Genomic DNA, 20,821 nt, shown 5'->3' with positions numbered 1-20,821 from the left:
AGAAGCGCGTAGCGATCTGACGCGCCCGTCCGCGCCCTGGGCTGCTCTGTTCGTCCTTTGGTGCGGGTAGCAGCCACGGGCGGTCGTCGGACGCTGAGACGGGAGGAGCGCGTAGCGATCTGGCGCGCCTGGGGGCTCCGCAGGGCGCTCTGATCGGCCTTTCGTGCAGGTAAGCGCGCCCCAGGCCCTGGATCTCGACTCTTGAGGGCCCGGATGCCCGACGGGCCGGCGCCCGGCCCCGTCGCCTGATCGCTGACATGGCCGTCCCCCTCCTCCTCTGGACCGTGCCGTTTCTTTGGGGGTTTCCCGGCAGTCTTTCGGCTTTCCGTGGCGGGTCGGTCTGTCAAGGGTGGCCGAAGGCCATCGCGAAGCGACGCGACCGAAGGGAGCGCCCTTGACAGGCCGACCCGCCACGGAAGGACGATGGGACTGACGGGAAACCCCCAACCAGCTGTGAGGCCGTCCGAGGGGACCCCGCCCCCCCCCACCCCACCGCCCCGCAGACAGGGAGGCGGGTGGGCAACCCCCGACCCGCCCCCACCCCCTCGCGGGGGAGATGGCGGGCCCCCGCCCCGGGCCCCGCCGCCGCCCGCCGCGTGTCACGGCTGCGCTGCAAGCTTGGACGCCCCGGATGGTCCCGGCGGGGCGGCTCGTAGAATCGCCGGGTGGATACGACCCTGGATGACCCCCTCGTCGGGCGCGTGCTCGACGGCCGCTACCGCGTCGACGCCCGTATCGCGGCCGGCGGAATGGCGACGGTCTACCGGGCCGTCGACACCCGCCTCGACCGGGTGCTCGCGCTGAAGATCATGCACCCGGACCTGGCCGCCGACGCCGCCTTCGTCGACCGGTTCATCCGCGAGGCGAAGTCCGTGGCCCGGCTCGCGCACCCGAACGTCGTGGCCGTCTTCGACCAGGGCACGGACGGGCCGTACACGTACCTGGCCATGGAGTACGTCTCCGGCTGCACCCTGCGCGACGTGCTGCGCGAGCGCGGGGCGCTCCAGCCGCGGGCCGCGCTGGACATCCTGGAGCCGGTCCTCGCCGCCCTCGGCACCGCGCACCGGGCCGGTTTCGTGCACCGGGACATGAAGCCCGAGAACGTCCTGATCGGCGACGACGGCAGCGTCAAGGTGGCCGACTTCGGCCTCGTCCGCTCCGTGGACTCGGCGACGAACACCACCGGGTCCGTCCTGGGTACCGTCTCCTACCTCGCGCCCGAGCAGATCGAGGACGGGATCACCGACACCCGCGCGGACGTCTACGCCTGCGGTGTCGTCCTGTACGAGATGCTCACCGGCTCCAAGCCGCACACCGGTGGCACTCCGGCCCAGGTGCTGTACCAGCACCTCAACGAGGACGTTCCGCCCCCGTCGGCCGCCGTCCCCGGGCTGCCCGCCGCGCTCGACGAGCTGGTGGCGCACGCCGCCGCCCGCAGCGCCGAGCTCCGCCCGTACGACGCCGCCGCCCTGCTGGGCCTGACCCGGGATGCCCGGGCGCGGCTGAGCGAGGCCGAGCTGGACGCCGTACCGCCGCAGGCGCGGGCGCAGGAGCGGTCCGCGACCGAGGACCGCACCAGCGTGATCCCCCGGCCGGTGGGACCGTCCGGGCCCGTGCACCACACCTCCCGCCTGGAGCGTCCACCGGTCGCCGAGCAGCAGGCCCCCGCCCATGCCCCGCCGCGGCGGGCGCCCCGGCGCGGGATGCTGCTGGTCATCGCCGCGGTCCTGCTCGTCCTCGGTATCGGGGGCGGGGTCTGGTACATCAACTCCGGCCAGTTCACCAAGGTCCCGAACCTCCTCGGCAAGACGGAGGCGCAGGCCCGCGACGAGCTGTCGGCCGCCGGTCTGGGCATCAAGAAGGTCGACCGGAAGTTCAGCGCGGCCTTCGAGCGCGGGACGGTCATGGAGACCAGCCCCGGCGGCGGCAAGCAGATCCGCGGCAACGGCGCGGTCGTCCTCACCGTCTCGCGCGGCCCCGAGGTCGTCAGCGTGCCCGACCTCAAGGGCAGGCCGCTGGAGGAGGCCAAGGAGGAGCTGACGAAGGCGGGCCTGGCGCCCGGCATCGTCTCGCAGGCCTTCAGCCAGGACGTCGTCCAGGGCTCGGTGATCAGCACCGACCCGGCGGGCGGCCAGAAGCGCGCCCCGGACTCCGCGGTCGCGCTCCTCGTCAGCAAGGGCCGCCCGGTGCAGGTCCCGAGCGTGACGGGCACGTCCGCGGACCAGGCGCGGGCGGCGCTGGAGGCGCTGGGCCTGAAGGTGGCGATCGCCCCCGACCAGGTCAATTCCCCCTCCCCCGCCGGTACGGTCGCCAACCAGTCCGCCGCCGCGGGCACCCAGGCCGCCGCCGGTGACACGGTCACGCTGACCCTGTCCAAGGGCCCCCGCCAGGTCCAGGTGCCGGGCGTCACCGGCCAGGACGTGGACGTGGCCCGCAAGACGCTGGAGGCCCTGGGCTTCAAGGTGAAGGTGGACCGCCCCTTCCTCTCCTTCAGCAGCACCGTGGACACCCAGTCGGTGCCCGCCGGCCAGAGCGCGCCCGAGGGCAGCACGATCACCGTCAAGACCAAGGGACTCTGAGAGCCAGTGACACGCAATCCCGTGGGCGGGCACGTCCCCGTCGCCGGCGGGCTGGCCTCGGTCGGCCTCACCTACGCCCGGGAGATGGGCGCGGAGGCCGTGCAGGTCTTCGTCGCCAACCCGCGCGGCTGGGCCACCCCGACCGGCAATCCGGCGCAGGACGAGCTGTTCCGCGCCCAGTGCGCCGAGGAGTCGATCCCGGCGTACGTGCACGCCCCGTACCTGATCAACTTCGGCTCGCACACCGAGGCGACCGTCGAGAAGTCGGTGGAGTCCCTGCGCCACTCGCTGCGCCGGGGCCGGGAGATCGGCGCGCTCGGGGTGGTCGTGCACACCGGGTCGGCGACCGGGGGCCGCCCGCGCGAGGAGGCGTACGCGCAGGTCAGGGAGCACATGCTGCCGCTGCTGGACGAGCTGACGCACGACGACGACCCGTTCCTGCTGCTGGAGTCCACGGCCGGGCAGGGCTCCTCACTGTGCTCGCGCACCTGGGACTTCGGCCCGTACTTCGAGGCGCTCGACCACCACCCGAAGCTCGGCATCTGCCTGGACACGTGCCACGTCTTCGCGGCCGGGCACGACCTCGCCGAGCCGGGCGGCACCAAGCAGACGCTGGACCTGCTGGTGGAGACGGTGGGCGCGGGCCGGCTGAAGCTGATCCACGCCAACGACTCCAAGGAGGGCGTCGGCGCGCACAAGGACCGGCACGCCAACATCGGGCAGGGCCACATCGGCCGGGAGGCCTTCGCCGAGCTGTTCTCGCACCCGGAGATGGACGGCGTACCGCTGATCATCGAGACGCCGGGCGGCAAGGAGGGGCACGCGGCCGACGTGGCGCTGCTGAAGGAGCTCCGCGACCTCCACTGACCCCATGAAGATCTGTTGAGGAATACCCCAGGGGGGTATACGGTTCTGTCGTACCGACGGGACCGCCGCCAGGCGTTCCCCAGGCATTCGGGGGTTGTCATGGAGCACGAGAACCACGAGCACCACCAGCACCACGGAGAGCACCAGGGACACCAGGGGCACCAGGGCCACGCGGGCCACGGCGCACACCAGGGCCACGGCGAGCACCACGCCCCCGCCGCCCACGCCGGACACGACGCCCACGGCAACCACGACGCCCACAGCGCCCACGCCCACGGCGGCGAGGTCAGCTGGGGCATGGCGGCCCGGGCCACCCTGCACTGCCTCACCGGCTGCGCCATCGGCGAGGTGCTCGGCATGATCGTCGGCACCGCGCTGGGCTGGGGGAACGTCCCGACGATGATCCTGGCGATCGTCCTCGCGTTCTTCTTCGGCTACGCGCTCACCCTGCGCGGGATCCTCGCCGCCGGCGTGGACTTCCGTTCGGCCGTCCGGGTGGCGCTGGCCGCGGACACCCTTTCGATCGCGGTCATGGAGCTGGTCGACAACGGGGTGATCGCCCTGTGGCCCGGCGCCATGGACGCCCACCTGTCGGATCCGCTCTTCTGGACGGTGCTGGCGATCGCGCTCGTCGTCGCCTTCGTCCTGACCACCCCGGTCAACAAGTGGATGATCGGCCGCGGCAAGGGCCACGCCGTCGTCCACCAGTACCACCACTGAGGTACCACCAGGGGGTACCCGGGGGGGGCACCGACCTACGGCGGCCCGTGAGCTACAGCTCCGGGCCGTCGCCCGGTTCCTCCTGGTACGAGTAGCGCTGCTCCCGCCAGGGGTCGCCGATGTTGTGGTAGCCGCGCTCCTCCCAGAAGCCCCGGCGGTCGGCGGTCATGTACTCCACGCCGCGGACCCACTTCGGGCCCTTCCAGGCGTACAGGTGCGGGACCACCAGCCGCAGCGGGAAGCCGTGCTCGGCCGTCAGCAGTTCGCCGCCCATGTGGGTGGCGAAGACGGTCCGGTCGGAGGCGAAGTCGGCCAGTCTCATGTTGGAGCTGAAGCCGTACTCGGCCCACACCATCACGTGCGTGACCTGCGGGGCCGGCGGGGCCAGTTCCAGTACGGTACGCGCCAGCACGCCGCCCCATTCGGCGCCCGTCATGCTGAACTTGGTGACGCAGTGCAGGTCCGCCACGACCGAGTCGAACGGCAGGGCCGCGAACTCCTCGTGGTTCCAGCAGTGCTTCTCGCCGTCGGCGGTCGCGCCGAAGACCCGGAACTCCCAGCGGTCCGGCTTGAACTTGGGCACGGGACCGTAGTGGGTGACGGGCCAACCCCTCTGCAACCGCTGCCCCGGAGGGAGCTCGACCTGCTCTGCTCCCGGAGATTCCCGGCTTTCCGGCTGACCCATGCCTCCATGGTGACAGACGTGGCGGGGTGGTCACGACCAGGTACGACCCACGGTACGACCCGATTCGGGCAAGTCCCTGCAACTCCCACTAAGGAGGCACTTACTGGACGCCCCAGGACGGCAGTGCAAGGATGCGCGCACTACCCAGTCACTAGCTGACATTGCTTGGAAGGAGCCTCTGCGATGCAGGGCGACCCCGAGGTCCTCGAATTCCTCAACGAGCAGCTGACCGGCGAGCTCACGGCCATCAACCAGTACTGGCTGCACTACCGCATCCAGGACAACAAGGGGTGGACCAAGCTCGCCAAGTACACGCGTGAAGAGTCCATCGACGAGATGAAGCACGCGGACAAGATCACCGAGCGCATCCTCATGCTCGACGGTCTGCCGAACTACCAGCGCCTCTTCCACGTGCGCGTCGGACAGACGATCACGGAGATGTTCCAGGCCGACCGGCAGGTCGAGGTCGAGGCCATCGACCGCCTCAAGCGCGGCATCGAGGTCATGCGCGGGAAGGGCGACATCACGTCCGCCCGCCTCTTCGAGGAGATCCTGGAGGACGAGGAGCACCACATCGACTACCTCGACACCCAGCTGGAGCTCATCGAGTCCCTCGGCGAGGCGCTGTACATCGCGCAGCTCATCGAGCAGCCGAGCTAGCCCGAGCAGCCGGCAGTCCCCGGCGGGCCGGAACGGCCCCGGGCGGCCTCACGCGGCCTCGGCCAGCTCCGGTTCGGGGGCCGTCGTGGTCGGGTCGGCGGCGAGGACGGCCGCGGCGTTGCCCTTCTCCAGCAGCTCCCGGCGGGGACAGGCCCCGCGCCCGAGGATGCCCTGGATGGTGCGCACGCAGGAACCGCAGTCGGTGCCGGCCTTGGTGGCCGAGGCGATCTGGCGGGGGGTGCAGGCCCCGGCAGCCGCGTGTTCCTTCACCTGCTTGTCGGTGACGCCGAAGCAAGAGCAGACGTACACGCGGTTCACCTCCCTGGAGCGGAACGGTTCGGCAGGCCATCCCCTATTCGGTGAGGCTTACCTAACCGTACCCAAAGTTAGGGTCCCCTAAAAGACCCGGGTACGACGATGGGGCGCGGATCACATCGATCCGCGCCCCATCGTCGTAGGAAGGTACCTACTGATCGCCTACCACTTGCGCGCGACGACTACTGGTCGCGGTACATCTCGGCGACCAGGAAGGCCAGGTCCAGGGACTGGCTGCGGTTGAGCCGCGGGTCGCAGGCCGTCTCGTAGCGCTGGTGCAGGTCGTCGACGAAGATCTCGTCGCCACCGCCCACGCACTCGGTGACGTCGTCACCGGTGAGCTCGACGTGGATGCCGCCCGGGTGGGTGCCCAGGGCCTTGTGGACCTCGAAGAAGCCCTTGACCTCGTCGAGCACGTCGTCGAAACGGCGCGTCTTGTGGCCGGAGGCCGCCTCGAAGGTGTTGCCGTGCATCGGGTCGGTGACCCACGCGACGGTCGCACCGGACGCGGTGACCTTCTCGACCAGCTCGGGGAGCTTGTCGCGGACCTTGTCGGCGCCCATGCGGACGACGAAGGTCAGGCGGCCCGGCTCGCGCTCGGGGTCGAGGCGGTCGATGTACGTCAGCGCCTCGTCGACCGAGGTGGTCGGGCCGAGCTTGATGCCGATCGGGTTGGCGATCTGCGAGCAGAACTCGATGTGCGCGTGGTCCAGCTGGCGGGTGCGCTCGCCGATCCAGACCATGTGGCCGGAGGTGTCGTACAGCTTGCCGGTGCGCGAGTCCGTACGGGTGAGGGCGCCCTCGTAGTCCAGCAGCAGCGCCTCGTGCGAGGAGTAGAACTCCACCGCCTTGAACTCGGCCGGGTCGGTGCCACAGGCCTTCATGAAGTTCAGGGCGTTGTCGATCTCCCGCGCGAGCTGCTCGTAGCGCTGCCCGGACGGGGAGGACTTCACGAAGTCCTGGTTCCAGGCGTGCACCTGGCGCAGGTCGGCGTAGCCACCGGTGGTGAAGGCGCGCACCAGGTTCAGCGTCGAGGCCGACGCGTGGTACATGCGCTTCAGGCGCTCCGGGTCCGGGACACGGGCCTCTTCGGTGAAGGCGAAGCCGTTGACGGAGTCACCGCGGTAGGTCGGCAGGGTGACGCCGTCGCGGGTCTCGGTGTCCTTGGAGCGGGGCTTGGAGTACTGACCCGCGATGCGGCCGACCTTGACGACGGGCACGGAGGCCGCGTACGTCAGGACGGCGCTCATCTGGAGCAGGGTCTTCAGCTTGGCGCGGATGTGGTCGGCGGAGACGGCGTCGAAGGCCTCGGCGCAGTCGCCGCCCTGGAGCAGGAACGCCTCGCCCTTGGCGACGGCTCCCAGACGGGCGCGCAGCTGGTCGCACTCGCCCGCGAAGACGAGCGGAGGATACGACTCGAGGTCCGCGACAACAGCGCGCAGGGCCTCGGCATCGGGGTACGAAGGCTGCTGCGCCGCGGGAAGGTCTCGCCAGGTCGCCTTGGCGGCGAGGGCTTGGTTTTCAGCGTTCACGGTCACCTCGTACACATTACGTCGTCATTCGCCGTGTCCGGCCGGACGCCCACCTGATGAGACGGTGTCGTTCGAAGGCCCAGCGGCCATGGATTAACGGAATGCAAGGTTCATATGTCGGAAAAGGTCAGATGCAGCGGAACGCCGGCCCGGTGGGCTAGGGTGCCTCCCATGTACGCGCACTCCGACCTGAACTGGTGGTGGCCCGCTCCCGGCGGCCCACTCCCCTCGCGTACCCACTGACACGAGCGAAGCGAAGGCCGCCCCGAGGGGCGGCCTTTTGCGTGTGCCGACACGGGCCGTCCCTCCCCCTCCTCCGACACCTCACCGGAAGGACGCCCCATGACCCGCCCCACGCACCGCCCCACGCACCGCCCCGATTTCGACTTCACGTCGCTCCTCGACGGATCCGCCCCGCCCTTCGCCCTGCTGCGCCGGCGTACCCCGGGCCGCGACCACGACACCGTCGAGGTGCTCCTCGGCCCCGTCCACGAGGCCGACCGCCTCGCCGACCTGCCCGTACGCGAACTCCCCACCCTGGCCCTCGTGCCCTTCCGGCAGATCCGCGAGCGCGGGTTCGACGTGCGCGACGACGGCACGCCGCTGGCCGTGCTGACCGCCGAGGAGGCGTACGAGGTCCCGCTCGCCGCCGCGCTCGCCGGGCTCCCGGACCACCGCGTCCGGGTCGACGGCGGCGGCTTCGACGTCCCCGACGAGGAGTACGCGGCCACCGTCGACCGGGTGATCCGCGAGGAGATCGGCCGCGGCGAGGGCGCGAACTTCGTGATCCGGCGCACCTACGGCGGCCGGATCGACGGCTTCGGCCGGGCCGACGCGCTGGCCCTGTTCCGGCGGCTGCTGGAGGGCGAGCGGGGCGCGTACTGGACGTACGTGGTCCACACCCCGGACCGCACCCTGGTCGGGGCCAGCCCCGAGGTCCACGTACGCATGTCCGGCGGCACCGTCGTGATGAACCCCATCAGCGGCACCTACCGCTACCCCGCCTCCGGCCCGACCGCCGAGTCCCTCCTCTCCTTCCTCGCCGACCGCAAGGAGACCGAGGAGCTGTCGATGGTCGTCGACGAGGAACTGAAGATGATGTGCACGGTCGGCGACATGGGCGGGGTCGTCGTCGGCCCCCGCCTGAAGGAGATGTCCCACCTCGCGCACACCGAGTACGAGCTGCGCGGACGCTCCTCGCTGGACGTCCGGGAGGTACTGCGGGAGACCATGTTCGCGGCGACCGTCACGGGCTCGCCCGTACAGAACGCCTGCCGGGTGATCGAGCGGTACGAGAGCGGCGGCCGCGGCTACTACGCGGGCGCGCTGGCCCTGCTCGGCCTGGACGCGTCCGGCGGCCAGACCCTGGACTCCCCCATCCTGATCCGCACCGCCGACATCGCCCCGGACGGGGCGCTGCGGGTGCCGGTCGGGGCCACCCTGGTCCGCCACTCGGACCCGCTCGGCGAGGTGGCCGAGACCCACGCCAAGGCCGCCGGGGTACTGGCGGCCCTGGGCGTACGGCCCGCCGCGCCCCGGCCGGCCTCCGCCGTCGGGGCGGCCGGGCTGGCCGACGACGCCCGGGTGCGGGCGGCCCTCGCCTCGCGGCGGGCGGACCTGGCCCCGTTCTGGCTCCGCATGCAGGAGCGGCCGGCCGACGCGGGCGGGCACGCGCTGGTGATCGACGCGGAGGACACCTTCACGGCGATGCTGGCCCACGTGCTGCGGGTGGCCGGACTGGAGGTGACCGTACGCCGCTACGACGACCCCGGGCTGCGGGCCCTCGCCCTGGCCTGGGACGGCCCCGTCGTCCTCGGCCCCGGCCCGGGGAACCCGGCGGACGCCGCCGACCCCAAGATGCGGATGCTGCGCGGGCTGGCGAGGGAGCTGCTCACCTCCCACCGCGGCGGGCTGCTGGGGGTGTGCCTCGGGCACGAGCTGATCGCGGCGGAGCTGGGGCTGCCGCTGGTGCGGAAGGCCGAGCCGGCGCAGGGGGCGCAGGTCGTGATCGACCTCTTCGGCACGCCGGAGGTGGTGGGCTTCTACAACACGTACGCCGCGGCGTGCGACGCGGAGGCGGAGGCCGAGCTCGCGGCGCACGGGGTGGAGGTGTCGCGCGACGCCGTCACGGGGGAGGTCCATGCCGTCCGCTGCGCGGGGCGGGGGTTCGCGGGGGTGCAGTTCCATCCGGAGTCGGTGCTGAGCCTGCGCGGGGCGGAGCTGGTGTCCGGCCTCGTCCGCGCGGTGGCGGCAGCCGCGACCGGCCGCCCGTCGTAGCCGTGTCCCGGGGGGGCGTCCCGGGGGGCGGCGGCTGCGTGCCGTTGCCCTGCGGGGCCGGTCCCCTACCCTCCCCCAGACTCCGTCCGGGGGGACCCCCACTTCCGCCGTTCCCAGGGGCATTGCCCCTGACCCCGGTACGGGCGCTGCGCGCCCGTCGCCTCAAACGCCGGCGGGGCTATGGATAGCCCCGCCGGCGTTTGAGGCGCTGGGGGTCCCCCCAGCGGTAGCTGGGGGAGGGTCCGGGGGCGGAGCCCCCGGGGAACGGGCGAAGGGCGGGTAGGGGACCTCGCCCCGCGCAGCGGCACCCGCGCCCCGACGGCCGGCACCCGGAACCCCGCAGCTCAGCCCCCGGGAGGAACGAGGGTGTTGTCCGAGCGACGCCCCGCGAGGTAGTCCGCCACGTTCGAGACCGTCGCGTCGACGATCTCCCCCACCGCCTCCAGCGTGTAGTACGCCTGGTGGCTGGTCACGACCACGTTCGGGAAGGTGACCAGCCTGGCCAGGGTGTCGTCCTCGACCGCCTCCAGGGACCGGTCCGTGAAGAAGACCCCGGCCTCCGCCTCGTACACGTCCAGCCCCACCCCCGCGAAGCGCCCCGCCCGCAGCTCCGCGACCAGCGCCTCCGTGTCGATCAGCCCGCCCCGGCTGGAGTTCACCAGGACCGCGTCGTCCCGCATCGCCTTCAGCGCGGCCTCGTCGACGATGTGGTGCGTGGCCTCCACCAGCGGCACGTGCAGGCTGATCAGGTCGGCGGACGCGAACAGCTCGTCCTTGTCGACGTACGTCATGCCCAGCTCCACGCACGCCGGGTTCGGCGCGAGGTCCCAGCCCAGCAGTTCCATGCCGAAGCCGTGGGCGATCCGGGTGAAGGCCTCGCCGATCTTGCCGGTGCCGAGCACCCCCGCCGTCCGGCCCCGGAGGTCTCGGCCCATCAGCCCGTTCAGGCGGAAGTCGAAGTCCCGGGTGCGGTTGGAGGCGCGGACGATCCGCCGGTTCACGGCCATGGCCAGGGTCCAGGCGAACTCGGCGACCGAGTACGGGGAGTAGTACGAGACCCGGCTGACGGTCATGCGGAGCTGCCGGGCCGCGTCCAGGTCGATGTTGTTGAAGCCGGTGGAGCGCTGCGCGATCATCCGGGTGCCGCCGGCGGCCAGGGTGCGCAGGACCCGGCCGTGCAGTTCGGCGTTGACGCTGGAGGATACGACCTCGTACCCGGCTGCGATCGGCGCGGTGTCCTCGCCGAGGAAGACGTCGAGGCAGCGGACCTCGTGGCGCCCCTCGAAGTGTTCCCGGAAGGCTCGCTCCAGGAGGGGCTTCTCGTCGGCGGTCACGCCGAAGGCCAGGATCTCCACGCTCGCTCGCTCCCCACAGGTCGGCCACGGGTCGTTTCGTCACGATACGACCCGTGGCCCGGGTCCGCTCAGGCGCCGGCTCGGGCGCCGGCGCAGGCACCGCTCGGGCATCAGCCCGCGCGTCAGCCGAAGAAGACCCCAACCTCCTCGTACAGCGCGGGGTCGACCGTCTTCAGCTTCGCGGTGGCCTCCGCGATCGGGACGCGGACGATGTCCGTCCCCTTCAGTGCGACCATCTTGCCGAAGTCCCCGTCGCGCACCGCGTCGATCGCGTGCAGCCCGAACCGGGTGGCGAGCCAGCGGTCGAAGGCGCTCGGGGTGCCGCCGCGCTGGATGTGCCCGAGGACCGTCGTACGGGCCTCCTTGCCGGTCCGCGACTCGATCTCCTTGGCCAGCCACTCGCCCACGCCCGACAGCCGGACGTGCCCGAAGGAGTCGCGGGAGACCGCGTCCTTGAGGACCAGGTCGCCGTCCTTGGGCATGGCCCCCTCCGCGACCACCACGATGGGCGCGTAGCTGGCCTTGAAGCGGGAGGTCACCCAGGAGCAGACCTGGTCCACGTCGAACCGCTGCTCGGGGATGAGGATGACGTTGGCGCCGCCCGCCAGCCCGGAGTGCAGGGCGATCCAGCCGGCGTGCCGGCCCATGACCTCGACGACCAGGACGCGCATGTGGGACTCGGCCGTGGTGTGCAGCCGGTCGATGGCCTCGGTGGCGATGCCCACGGCGGTGTCGAAGCCGAAGGTGTAGTCGGTGGCCGAGAGGTCGTTGTCGATGGTCTTCGGTACGCCGACGCAGGGGACGCCGTACTCCTCGTGGAGCCGGGCGGCCACGCCGAGGGTGTCCTCGCCGCCGATCGCGACGAGCGCGTCGACCTCGAACTTGGCGAGGTTCTCCTTGATGGCGCGGACGCCGTGCTCCGTCTTGAACGGGTTGGTGCGCGAGGAGCCGAGGATGGTGCCGCCCCGGGGCAGGATGCCGCGGACCGCGGGGATGTCCAGCGGGACGGTGTCCCCCTCGACCGGGCCCCGCCAGCCGTCCTTGAAGCCGACGAACCCGTATCCGTACTCCTGCGTGCCCTTGCGGACGACGCCCCTGATCACCGCGTTGAGTCCGGGGCAGTCGCCGCCGCCGGTGAGCACTCCGACCTTCATGGAATCTCCCTTCGCCATGGCCGTCACGCTAGTGGTGACGCAGGTCACGGCAAGGGGCCCGGAAAGCCCAATTCCAGTGGGGACACGGGGCGTTGCGCACGCCCCGTTCACTCGTACGGGGAGCCGGGGTGGAAGTAAGTACGACGTACGAACGGGTTACGCGTCGTCGAGCCCGCGCTCTATCGCGTACCGGACGAGCTCCACCCGGTTGTGCAGCTGGAGCTTGCCGAGGGTGTTCTGCACGTGGTTCTGGACCGTCCGGTGGGAGATCACCAGCCGCTCCGCGATCTGCTTGTACGACAGCCCCTTCGCGACCAGCCGCAGTACCTCGGTCTCCCGGTCGGTCAGCTGCGGGGCCTTCGGCACGTCGGGGGCGGCCGGCGCCGGGTCGGTGGCCAAGCGCCGGTACTCGCCGAGGACCAGGCCGGCCAGACCCGGGGTGAACACCGGGTCACCGGCCGCCGTGCGGCGCACCGCGTCGATCAGCTCCTGCGCCCCGGCCGACTTCAGCAGGTAGCCGGTCGCCCCGGACTTCACCGCCTCCAGCACGTCGGCGTGCTCACCGCTGGCCGACAGCACGAGCACGCGCAGCGCGGGATCGGCGCCGACCAGCTCCTTGCAGACCTGCACCCCGGGCATGCCCGGCAGGTTGAGGTCGAGGACCAGCACCCGGGGCGCCGCCGCACGGGCCCGGCGCACCGCCTCCGGCCCGTCGCCGGCCGTGGCGACGACGTCGAAGCCCGCCGCGGCCAGGTCGCGGGCGACCGCGTCCCGCCACATCGGATGGTCGTCGACGACCATCACCTTGATGTCCTGGAGCTGGAGCTCGCTGCCGGCGTCGTTCACTGGGTCCTCCCCCTCGGTACTTTCAGTTCCACTTCGGTGCCCTGTCCGGGGACGGACACCAGCTCGGCGCTGCCGCCGAGGTCGCGCAGCCGCCCGCGGATGGACAGGGCCACGCCCATGCGGCCCTCGCCCTCCGCCTGGTCGAGCCGGCCGGCCGGGATGCCCGGACCGTCGTCCCGTACGGTCACGATCACCTCGTCGCCCCAGTCCTCGACCAGGATCCAGGCGCTGGCCCCCTCCCCGGCGTGCTTGCGCACGTTGTCCAGGGCCGCGCCGACCGCCGCCGCCAGCTCCCGCGCGGCGGGCGCGGGCAGCACCACCGGGGTGCCCGGCTCGGCGAAGCTCACCCGGGAGCCGGCGTGCGGGGCCAGCAGCGAGCGCAGGTCCAGCTCGGCCTCCTCCGCGCCGGGCTCCTGCACCTCGTACGTGTCCACCAGCGCGCCGAGCGACCCGTCGCGCGAGACCCGGGACGGCTGCACCAGCCCGCTGGAGACCAGGGTGCGCAGCGCCACCTCCTGCTCCCCCGCCATCCGGCCGAGCTCGGCGGCCTCGCCGCCCAGCTCGGTGCCGCGCCGCTGCACCATGGCGAGGACCTGGAGGACCCCGTCGTGGATGTCGCGGGCGAGGCGCTCGCGCTCGCGGGTCGCGGCCTCGATCTCCAGGGCGCGGGCCAGGGTGGCCTCACTGGCCCGGGCCACCTCGACGACGTAGCCGATGGCGATGGAGGCCACCCAGACCAGCAGCACGTTGTGCAGGGCGTCCCGGGTGGGGTCGCCGCCGTGGATGACGAGGTTGGCCGCGGCCACGAAGGTCGAGGCGAAGCCGGCCCAGCGCCAGCCGCCCTTGAGGGCGAAGGCCAGGACCGAGCCCGCGGTCCAGATGCTGGGGAGGGTGGGGCCGCCCTCCGTGATCCGCTGGTGGGTGTCGGCGAGCGGGGTGAGCAGGATGCCGGTCAGCGCGACGGCGAGGTCGGCGACGAGGAAGCCCTTGGTGCAGCTGGCCGCGTTCGCCACCCGGCGGTGGGTGGCCAGCGTCCAGACGGCGAGGAGGGCGAGGTAGCCGGCCGCCACCAGCGGCTGGTCGAACTTCCGGTAGGCCGCGGCGAACAGCAGGGCCGCGTAGACCATGGTGAGCAGCCGGTACGCGGTCAGGGCCCGCCACAGCGGCTGCTCGACCGACATCCGTACGACGCGCTCGCGCTTCGCCATCTCCCCCACCCGCCCCGTTCCGGCGGGCACGGCCTCCCGGCCGGCCCGCCGCGCGCGCTACTCCGCGCCCGTCTCTCCCTTGGCCTTCTCGGCCCCGGTCTTCTCGGCTTCGGCCTTGTCGGCCTCGTGCTTCTCCGCTTCGGCCTTCTCGGCCTTGGCCGCCTTGTCGGCCGCCCTGCCGCTCTCCTTGGCCGCCTTCTCCGCGTCCGCGATCTGCCGCTTCGCGGCCGTCGCGTAGATGTCCACGTACTCCTGGCCGGAGAGCTTCATGATCTCGTACATGACCTCGTCGGTCACCGAGCGCAGGATGAAGCGGTCCCCGTCCATGCCCTGGTAGCGGCTGAAGTCCAGCGGCTTGCCGATCCGGATGCCCGGACGCATCAGCTTCGGGACCACCTTGCCGGGCGGCTGGATCTTCTCGGTGTCGATCATCGCGACGGGGATCACGGGCGCACCGGTAGCCAGCGCCACCCGGGCCAGACCGCCCGGCTTGCCGCGGTACAGGCGGCCGTCGGGTGAACGCGTCCCCTCGGGGTAGATACCGAACAGCTCCCCGCGCTCGATGACGTCGATGCCGCTCTTGATGGCGGCCTCGCCCGCACCGCGCGCGCCGGAGCGGTCCACCGGGAGCTGGCCGACACCCTTGAAGAAGGCCGCCGTCAGCTTGCCCTTGACCCCCGGGGAGGTGAAGTACTCCGCCTTCGCGATGAAGGTCACCTTCCGGTCCAGTACGGCCGGCAGGAAGAAGGAGTCGGAGAAGGACAGGTGGTTGCTCGCGAGGATCGCCGGCCCCTCGGCGGGAATGTTCTCGAGGCCCTCCACCCACGGCCTGAAGGCGAGCTTCAGGGAACCCCCGATGGAGAACTTCATTGCGCCGTAGATCAACTCGAAAGCCTTCCTGTGTCTGTCGAACAGACCATATCCCCTGGGCCCGCGCAGAGCGCCCGACGGCCCTGGTCGGTGCCATCCCGGTCGCGTACGGTGAAGTCACACAGCGCAACGCACCCCCCACCCTTCGAAGGAGACCCTGGTGCCCGTCCTCCCTGGAGCAGAGCCGTTCCGCCACGAGGGCGGAGAGGTCGGCGTGCTTCTCTGCCACGGCTTCACCGGTTCGCCTCAGTCGCTGCGCCCCTGGGCCGAGTACCTGGCCGAGCGCGGGCTGACCGTCTCGCTTCCGCTGCTGCCCGGACACGGCACGCGCTGGCAGGACATGCAGCTCACCGGCTGGCAGGACTGGTACGCGGAGGTCGACCGGGCGCTGCGCGAGCTGCTGGACCGGTGCGAGCAGGTCTTCGTCTTCGGGCTCTCCATGGGCGGCGCGCTGACGCTGCGGCTGGCCGCCAAGCACGGGGACGCCATCACCGGCATCGTCCTCGTCAACCCGGCCAACAAGGTCCACGACCCGCTGGCCGTCGCCCTTCCGGTGGTCAAGCACTTCATCCGGTCGACGCCGGGCATCGCCAGCGACATCGCCAAGCCCGGCTCGGAGGAGGTCGGCTACGACCGCGTCCCGACGAAGGCCGCGCACTCGCTGCGGAAGTTCTTCCAGCTCGTGGACACCGACCTGCCGCAGGTCACGCAGCCGGTGCTGCTGCTCCACAGCCCCCAGGACCACGTGGTCCCGCCGGTGGACTCGGCGCGGATCCTGTCCCGCGTGTCGTCGACCGACGTCACCGAGACCCTGCTGGAACAGAGCTACCACGTGGCGACGTTGGACCATGACGCGGAGCGGATCTTCGCGGACAGCTACGCGTTCATCGGGCGGCTCGCGAAGAGTGTCGGCAGGGAGGGGGCGGCCAGCGGTGGCTGAGCACGAGGAGTCCTCCGGGGGCGTTCCCCCGCTGGACGAGGAAGCGGCGTGGGCCGCGATCGTCGCCGGGTACGGACAGGAACCCCCGGACCCGCCGGGGGCGAGGCCGTTCCGGCCGATCGAGAACCTGATGCTGCCCGAGGAGGACGTGAAGCCCGAGCCGAAGGCCCCGACGGCCGACCCGGCTCCGGAACCGAAGCCGAAGCCCGAGCCCACGCCGGAGCCGGAGCTGGGCAGCTCGATCACGTTCGCCCCGGGCGTGGGCGCGGGCGTCCCCGTCCCCACCCCGGCGCAGGGCCCCCGCGACCACACCCCGGCCGAACCGGCGGACGAGGGCCACTTCGTCCCGCCGGAACCGGAGCTGCCGGAAGCGGACACGACGGCGAAGTTCGCGTGGCTCGCCGTCATCGGCGGGCCGGTCCTGCTGCTGCTGGCCGTGCTGTTCCAGTGGGACATGACGTGGTGGCTGACCACCCTGGGCATCGGCGGCTTCCTGGGCGGCTTCGCCACCCTGATCGCCCGCATGTCGGGCGGCGAGGACGAAGACGACGACGACCCGGGTCGCGGGGCGGTGGTGTAACCCGGCTCGGGGATGGGGCGGGATCCCGTCGGACGGTCTCAGGGAAGGGCGGGGGCTTCCCGTCAGTCCCATCGTCCTTCCGCGTCGGGCCGGCCTGTCAAGGGCGCTCCCTTCGGTCGCGTCGCTACGCGATGTCGCTTCGCTCCACCCTTGACAGACCGACCCGCCACGGAAAGCCGAAAGACTGCCGGGAAACCCCCGAAGAAACGGCACGGTCCAGGGGAGAAGGGACGGCCCTCTCATGGACCAGGCGAGGGGCCGGGCGTCGGCCGACTGGGCATCCGGGCCCTCAGCAGTCCCCGTTCCGGACCAGGGGCGCGCCCACCCGCACCAAAAGGCGACCGGAGCAGCCCGGGAAGCCCCCGAGCGCGCAAGGTCGCTACGCGCTCCTGCCGTCCCGGCGTCCGACGACCGGCCGGGGCTGATACCCGCACCAGAGGACGACCAGGGCAGCCCAGGAAACGGACGGGCGCAGCAGATCGCTACGCGCTCCTCCGGTCTCGGCGACCGGCGGCCGTCCAGGGCTGGTCTGGGGACAGGCGCCCAGCGGAGTCCCGTCGCTCAGGGCCTTGTCGGGCTAGATGCGGGAGTTGCGCACCGACTGCCACACGGCACCGGCCAGCGCCCGCGTCGCGCGCGGGAGCGACAGGTGCTCGTGCTCGCGGTACAGCGACCAGTTGTACTGGACGAGCGACAGCTTGTTGGAGGACAGGGATCCCGCCTGGTGGGCCCGGTACACCGCGAGCGGCTCAGCCAGGCCCCGGGCGTCGGCGCCGTCCCGCATGATCGAGAGCCAGAGGGCGTAGTCCTGGCGCTTGCGCATCTCCGGCATGAGCCTCGTGCCCAGGGCGTTGCGGTCGTACATGGCGGTGAGGGCTCCGATGTGGTCGCGGACCAGCATCGCGCGGTAGTCCACGTGCTCCCGGGCACGGACCACGCGCCCGTTCGGGACCCAGTCGGTGCTCTCGCCGTCGTAGTCGGCGTCCATCTTGAAGTACGAGGTGAACGTCAGCGGCGCGGTGCCCTGAGCGGCGAAGGCGAGCTGCTTCTCGGTCTTCTCCGGAAGCCACATGTCGTCGCTGTCGAGGAAAGCGATGTAGTCCCCGCGGGCCCGCTCGATCGCGCGGTTGCGGGCCCGGCCGGCGCCGCCCTGCTCGGGCGCCCGCTCCGGCAGGACGCGCTCGTCCTGGCGGGCGAACTCCGCGAGCATCTCCATGGAGCTGTCGGAGGACTGGTCGTCGGTGACCAGCAGCTCCAGGTCCCCATGGGTCTGGGTGAGTACTGACCGGACGGCCGCACCGAGGGTCGCCGCCGAGTTGTAAACGGGCATAACGACAGACACCAGGGGCACAGCACTTCTCCTTGCCAGACCGGGAACGACCACCCATTCAAGCACCTCAGCCGCAGCGCGGCCGTCGCCCTGGAGTCCACGCCCTACCCCGACACCACTGGAGGAGGCGTCCGACCTCGGAGACCGACAGCCGTCCGGGGCTGGTCCGGGGCGGGTTCGACGTTGGTGGCGGCGGTGGTGAACTCGCGGCCGGAAGCACCCCGGATGTAGGCGAGCTCCATCCAGCGCTCATAGACGGCGGAATCCGAGACGTTCTCGTTGATCACCGCCATAAGGACGCCCTCGACGCCTGAGGCGATGTCGCGGACACGGCGGCGGAGGAGGCGGTGCGGCACGTACTCGTAGCACTCACTCATCGGACGCCACCTCGAAGGTGCTGAGAAAGCGCTCCCAGCCGGCCAACGCCCGATCCATCAGGTCGGCGCTGGGTTCGAACGTGGCTGCCACCCTCTCGACGGGCACGTCGCAGATGCAGCTGTGCGTGATGAGGTCGGTCACGGATCGACTCCTCCAGAGGTCAGTGGTGTCACCCATCAGCCTGGACTCGTCCCAACCGCGCGGGAATGGCCGTTTGTTGCACTTCCGCTGTACTTGCGTCCTCCTTCGTCGGTCTGCCGTGGTTCGATGACGGTGAGAAGGGAGCGGCGTGTGGCGACCGTGCACCACTGGACCGGGCTGGAGGCCAAAGCACTCCGGCTGGCGCTGCGGCTGAGCGTCCGCGCGTTTGCCGATCACCTTGGCGTCGGAGTGCGGACCATCTCCAAATGGGAGAAGCTCCGGGCGTCGACCGAGCCTCGCCCGGACACCCAAGCGATTCTTGATACCGCTTTGGCCCGTGCAGACGCTGCCGCCCATCTGCGGTTCGAGATGTTCCTGTCCGAGGCCGGAGGCTCCAGGACGGTCCGGTCGCTGACCCCCGCAGCTCCGTTGGCCTGGGAGTACGAATCCTGGGCTGATGACCTGGACCGGGTCGTGGTGGCGCTCTCTCAGCAGGACTTTGCGTTCGCCGATTGCCTGCTCACCAGGTGGCTGAGCCGTTTCAAGAGACCCGGGCTGGACGAGAGGGGCCTGTACCTGTTCGCCCGCTCGACCGCTTTGCTCGGTGACCTCAAGCGATTCCGGGGAACTCCCGTCGGGCTGCTGTCCGCCCAACACTCCTATGCCGGTGCGCGCGCAGTCTTCACACGCCTCGACGTCCCTCGCCGTGTGGCCCAGCTTGACCTGTCCCTCGCGGTCGTAATGGAAATGTCTGGCAAGCTGGAGCCCGCTGCTCGCGCGTACGAAAGCCTGGCTGTCGACGACCGGCTTTCTCCCCGCGACCGCGCGAGTGCCCGATTGTGGGTGGGGACGGCGCTGAGCAAGAACGGGCGGCACGACTACGCGACGCGCGTCATGACCGCCGCGACTCGTGACTTCGAGGACCTCGCCGAACCCGAAGACTGGTCGGTGGCACACCAGAAACTCGCGCTCGCCCGCCGCGACGCCGGAGATCTCACCGCCGCACTGCGTTTCCTGGACATCGCCTGTAGCACGAGCACCGTACGGTCCCCGATGCAACGGGTGCAGCTCACCACCGCTCAAGCCCACATCTTTCGCACTGATCCCGCCACCCGTGACGAGGGCCTCCGCCTTCTCGACGAAGCCGCGCAGATCGCCGCACAGGCCGACCTCGGACATCAACTCCGTAGCATCGAGGCCATCAGGCGGACGTGCGAGGGAGCCTTCAAACCCCTACATCACCGACCAGGGAGCAGGTAGTGGCAGACGGACGACCGCAGGAAGTCACCGAGGATCAGCGGCAGGCCGCCCAACTGATCTGGGACTACCACCACATGCGTCACGACCTCCGCCCGTGCGATGCGGCGATCGCTTTGGGCTGCAACGACCTCGGCGTCAGCACCTACGCCGCCGACCTGTACAAGGCCGGTTGTTTCCCCACGCTCGTGTTCACCGGTGGCAACAGCGCGGCCACCAGGGACGTGTTCCCCCGCGGAGAAGCCGTGCACTTCCACGAACAGGCCCTTGCGCTCGGCGTTCCCGCCCACGCGATGCTGCTGGAGCCGAATGCCGCCAACACCGGTCAGAACATCGAATTCGCCCGCGAAGTCCTGAGCGCCGCCGGTGTCCGGCCCCGCTCCGTGCTGCTGATTTGCATGCCGTACATGGAGCGACGGGCATTCGCCACCTGCCGCGAGCAATGGCCCGAGGTCGAAGTGGTTTGCGCTTCCGACCCATTGTCCTTCGACGCCTACCTCAAGGGCATGGGCGACGAGGCATCCGTGATCAGCATGATCGTCGGCGACCTCCAACGCGTGATCGAGTACCCGAAGCAGGGCTTCGCTATTGCCCAGGACGTACCGCAGGACGTGCATGCCGCATACGAATCTTTGGTCCGCGACGGCTTCACCAGCTGTCTCCTCAGCCACTGAGAGGCAGCGGCCCCAGACGGCCGCCGGTCGCCGAGATCGGAGGAGCGCGTAGCGATCTGACGCGCCCATCCGCGTCCTGGGCTGCCCTGGTCGTCCTCTCGTGCAGGTATCAGCCACAGGCAGTCGTCGGACGCTGAGACGAGAGGAGCGCGTAGCGATCTGTCGCGCTCGGGGGCTCCGCAGGGCGCTCTGGTCGGCCTTTCGTGCAGGTAGGCGTGCCCCTGGCCCGGAATCTCGACTCTTGAGGGCTCGGATGCCCGGCGGGCCGGCGCCCGGCCCCTCGCCTCGTCCCTGACAGGCCCGCCCCTTGCCCTCTGTCCAGTGACCGTTTCTTTGGGGGTTTCCCGGCAGTCTTTCGGCTTTCCGGGGCGGGTCGGTCTGTCAAGGGTCGCCGAAGGCGATCACGAAGTGACGCGACGAAGGAGCGCCCTTGACAGGCCGGCACGACACGGA

General features: G+C 71.1%; 20 protein-coding genes. 9 read left to right on the top strand and 11 right to left on the bottom strand.

All coding sequences use genetic code 11. The features are described 5' to 3' along the window. Nucleotides 1-665 precede the first annotated feature (665 nt). From pknB to OG553_RS24590, 3 genes are all read left to right on the top strand, one after another. Nucleotides 666-2,579, top strand: a complete 1,914-nt coding sequence (gene pknB, locus OG553_RS24600) for a Stk1 family PASTA domain-containing Ser/Thr kinase (RefSeq protein ID WP_405981059.1) — start codon at nucleotides 666-668, stop codon at nucleotides 2,577-2,579. 6 nt (nucleotides 2,580-2,585) lie between these two features. Beyond that, a complete protein-coding gene (locus OG553_RS24595) occupies nucleotides 2,586-3,446 on the top strand; it encodes a deoxyribonuclease IV (RefSeq protein WP_405981058.1) in 861 nt (286 codons plus the stop codon). 99 nt (nucleotides 3,447-3,545) lie between these two features. Then, nucleotides 3,546-4,166, top strand: coding sequence for a DUF4396 domain-containing protein (locus tag OG553_RS24590; protein WP_405981057.1), 621 nt, complete (start codon nucleotides 3,546-3,548; stop codon nucleotides 4,164-4,166). Nucleotides 4,167-4,218: 52 nt separating this feature from the next. On the opposite strand, the gene OG553_RS24585 is transcribed toward OG553_RS24590, so the two are convergent. Beyond that, on the bottom strand, nucleotides 4,219-4,851 hold the full coding sequence (locus tag OG553_RS24585; protein WP_405981056.1) for a sulfite oxidase-like oxidoreductase: 633 nt from the start codon (nucleotides 4,849-4,851) through the stop codon (nucleotides 4,219-4,221). Between the two features lie 183 nt (nucleotides 4,852-5,034). On the opposite strand from OG553_RS24585, the gene bfr reads away from it, so the two are divergent. Then, nucleotides 5,035-5,511 carry a bacterioferritin gene (bfr, locus tag OG553_RS24580; protein ID WP_030037303.1) on the top strand — a complete coding sequence of 159 codons (477 nt, stop codon included), beginning with the start codon at nucleotides 5,035-5,037 and terminating at the stop codon, nucleotides 5,509-5,511. 48 nt (nucleotides 5,512-5,559) lie between these two features. Here bfr and OG553_RS24575 read toward each other — a convergent pair whose 3' ends face one another. Then, the gene (locus OG553_RS24575; RefSeq protein WP_405981055.1) at nucleotides 5,560-5,829 is read right to left on the bottom strand and encodes a bacterioferritin-associated ferredoxin; all 270 of its coding nucleotides are present in this window, start codon (nucleotides 5,827-5,829) and stop codon (nucleotides 5,560-5,562) included. A gap of 179 nt (nucleotides 5,830-6,008) precedes the next feature. Further along, nucleotides 6,009-7,373, bottom strand: coding sequence for a class II 3-deoxy-7-phosphoheptulonate synthase (locus OG553_RS24570; RefSeq protein WP_007263646.1), 1,365 nt, complete (start codon nucleotides 7,371-7,373; stop codon nucleotides 6,009-6,011). A gap of 327 nt (nucleotides 7,374-7,700) precedes the next feature. Between OG553_RS24570 and OG553_RS24565 the strand changes: the two genes are divergently transcribed. Beyond that, complete coding sequence (locus OG553_RS24565; RefSeq protein WP_405981054.1) at nucleotides 7,701-9,635, top strand: anthranilate synthase family protein; 1,935 nt, start codon at nucleotides 7,701-7,703, stop codon at nucleotides 9,633-9,635. Nucleotides 9,636-9,979: 344 nt separating this feature from the next. Here the strand turns inward: OG553_RS24565 and OG553_RS24560 are convergent, their stop codons facing one another. The 5 genes from OG553_RS24560 to OG553_RS24540 all read right to left on the bottom strand — a co-directional run bounded on the left by OG553_RS24560 (nucleotide 9,980) and on the right by OG553_RS24540 (nucleotide 15,068). Then, complete coding sequence (locus tag OG553_RS24560; RefSeq protein WP_405981053.1) at nucleotides 9,980-10,990, bottom strand: 2-hydroxyacid dehydrogenase; 1,011 nt, start codon at nucleotides 10,988-10,990, stop codon at nucleotides 9,980-9,982. A 122-nt stretch (nucleotides 10,991-11,112) separates the two neighbouring features. Then, nucleotides 11,113-12,144, bottom strand: a complete 1,032-nt coding sequence (locus tag OG553_RS24555) for a 6-phosphofructokinase (protein ID WP_405983124.1) — start codon at nucleotides 12,142-12,144, stop codon at nucleotides 11,113-11,115. A gap of 156 nt (nucleotides 12,145-12,300) precedes the next feature. Continuing rightward, nucleotides 12,301-12,945, bottom strand: a complete 645-nt coding sequence (locus OG553_RS24550; protein ID WP_042803204.1) for a response regulator transcription factor — start codon at nucleotides 12,943-12,945, stop codon at nucleotides 12,301-12,303. Nucleotides 12,946-12,986: 41 nt separating this feature from the next. Further along, nucleotides 12,987-14,198, bottom strand: a complete 1,212-nt coding sequence (gene macS, locus OG553_RS24545) for a MacS family sensor histidine kinase (protein ID WP_405981052.1) — start codon at nucleotides 14,196-14,198, stop codon at nucleotides 12,987-12,989. 57 nt (nucleotides 14,199-14,255) lie between these two features. Continuing rightward, nucleotides 14,256-15,068, bottom strand: a complete 813-nt coding sequence (locus tag OG553_RS24540) for a lysophospholipid acyltransferase family protein (RefSeq protein ID WP_405983123.1) — start codon at nucleotides 15,066-15,068, stop codon at nucleotides 14,256-14,258. Nucleotides 15,069-15,228: 160 nt separating this feature from the next. Here OG553_RS24540 and OG553_RS24535 point away from each other — a divergent pair, with 160 nt between their 5' ends. Next, a complete protein-coding gene (locus OG553_RS24535) occupies nucleotides 15,229-16,008 on the top strand; it encodes an alpha/beta hydrolase (RefSeq protein WP_405981051.1) in 780 nt (259 codons plus the stop codon). Further along, nucleotides 16,001-16,588 (top strand): hypothetical protein, encoded by a 588-nt coding sequence (locus tag OG553_RS24530; protein WP_405981050.1) that lies wholly within the window; start codon nucleotides 16,001-16,003, stop codon nucleotides 16,586-16,588. Before OG553_RS24535 ends, OG553_RS24530 begins: the two co-directional genes overlap by 8 nt. 577 nt (nucleotides 16,589-17,165) lie before the next feature. Here the strand turns inward: OG553_RS24530 and OG553_RS24525 are convergent. From OG553_RS24525 to OG553_RS24515, 3 genes are all read right to left on the bottom strand, one after another. Continuing rightward, complete coding sequence (locus tag OG553_RS24525; RefSeq protein ID WP_405981049.1) at nucleotides 17,166-17,939, bottom strand: glycosyltransferase family 2 protein; 774 nt, start codon at nucleotides 17,937-17,939, stop codon at nucleotides 17,166-17,168. 83 nt (nucleotides 17,940-18,022) lie between these two features. Then, a complete protein-coding gene (locus OG553_RS24520; protein ID WP_405981048.1) occupies nucleotides 18,023-18,295 on the bottom strand; it encodes a hypothetical protein in 273 nt (90 codons plus the stop codon). After that, a complete protein-coding gene (locus tag OG553_RS24515) occupies nucleotides 18,288-18,437 on the bottom strand; it encodes a hypothetical protein (protein WP_405981047.1) in 150 nt (49 codons plus the stop codon). Before OG553_RS24515 ends, OG553_RS24520 begins: the two co-directional genes overlap by 8 nt. Before the next feature lie 150 nt (nucleotides 18,438-18,587). On the opposite strand from OG553_RS24515, the gene OG553_RS24510 reads away from it, so the two are divergent. Continuing rightward, nucleotides 18,588-19,697, top strand: coding sequence for a helix-turn-helix domain-containing protein (locus tag OG553_RS24510; protein WP_405981046.1), 1,110 nt, complete (start codon nucleotides 18,588-18,590; stop codon nucleotides 19,695-19,697). Beyond that, a complete protein-coding gene (locus tag OG553_RS24505; protein WP_405981045.1) occupies nucleotides 19,697-20,368 on the top strand; it encodes a YdcF family protein in 672 nt (223 codons plus the stop codon). The genes OG553_RS24510 and OG553_RS24505 overlap by 1 nt, the downstream gene beginning before the upstream one ends. Nucleotides 20,369-20,821: the final 453 nt, after the last annotated feature.

This window comes from Streptomyces sp. NBC_00158 (assembly GCF_045160885.1).
GTDB lineage: Bacteria > Actinomycetota > Actinomycetes > Streptomycetales > Streptomycetaceae > Streptomyces.
This window is presented reverse-complemented; position numbering and strand designations above follow the sequence as displayed.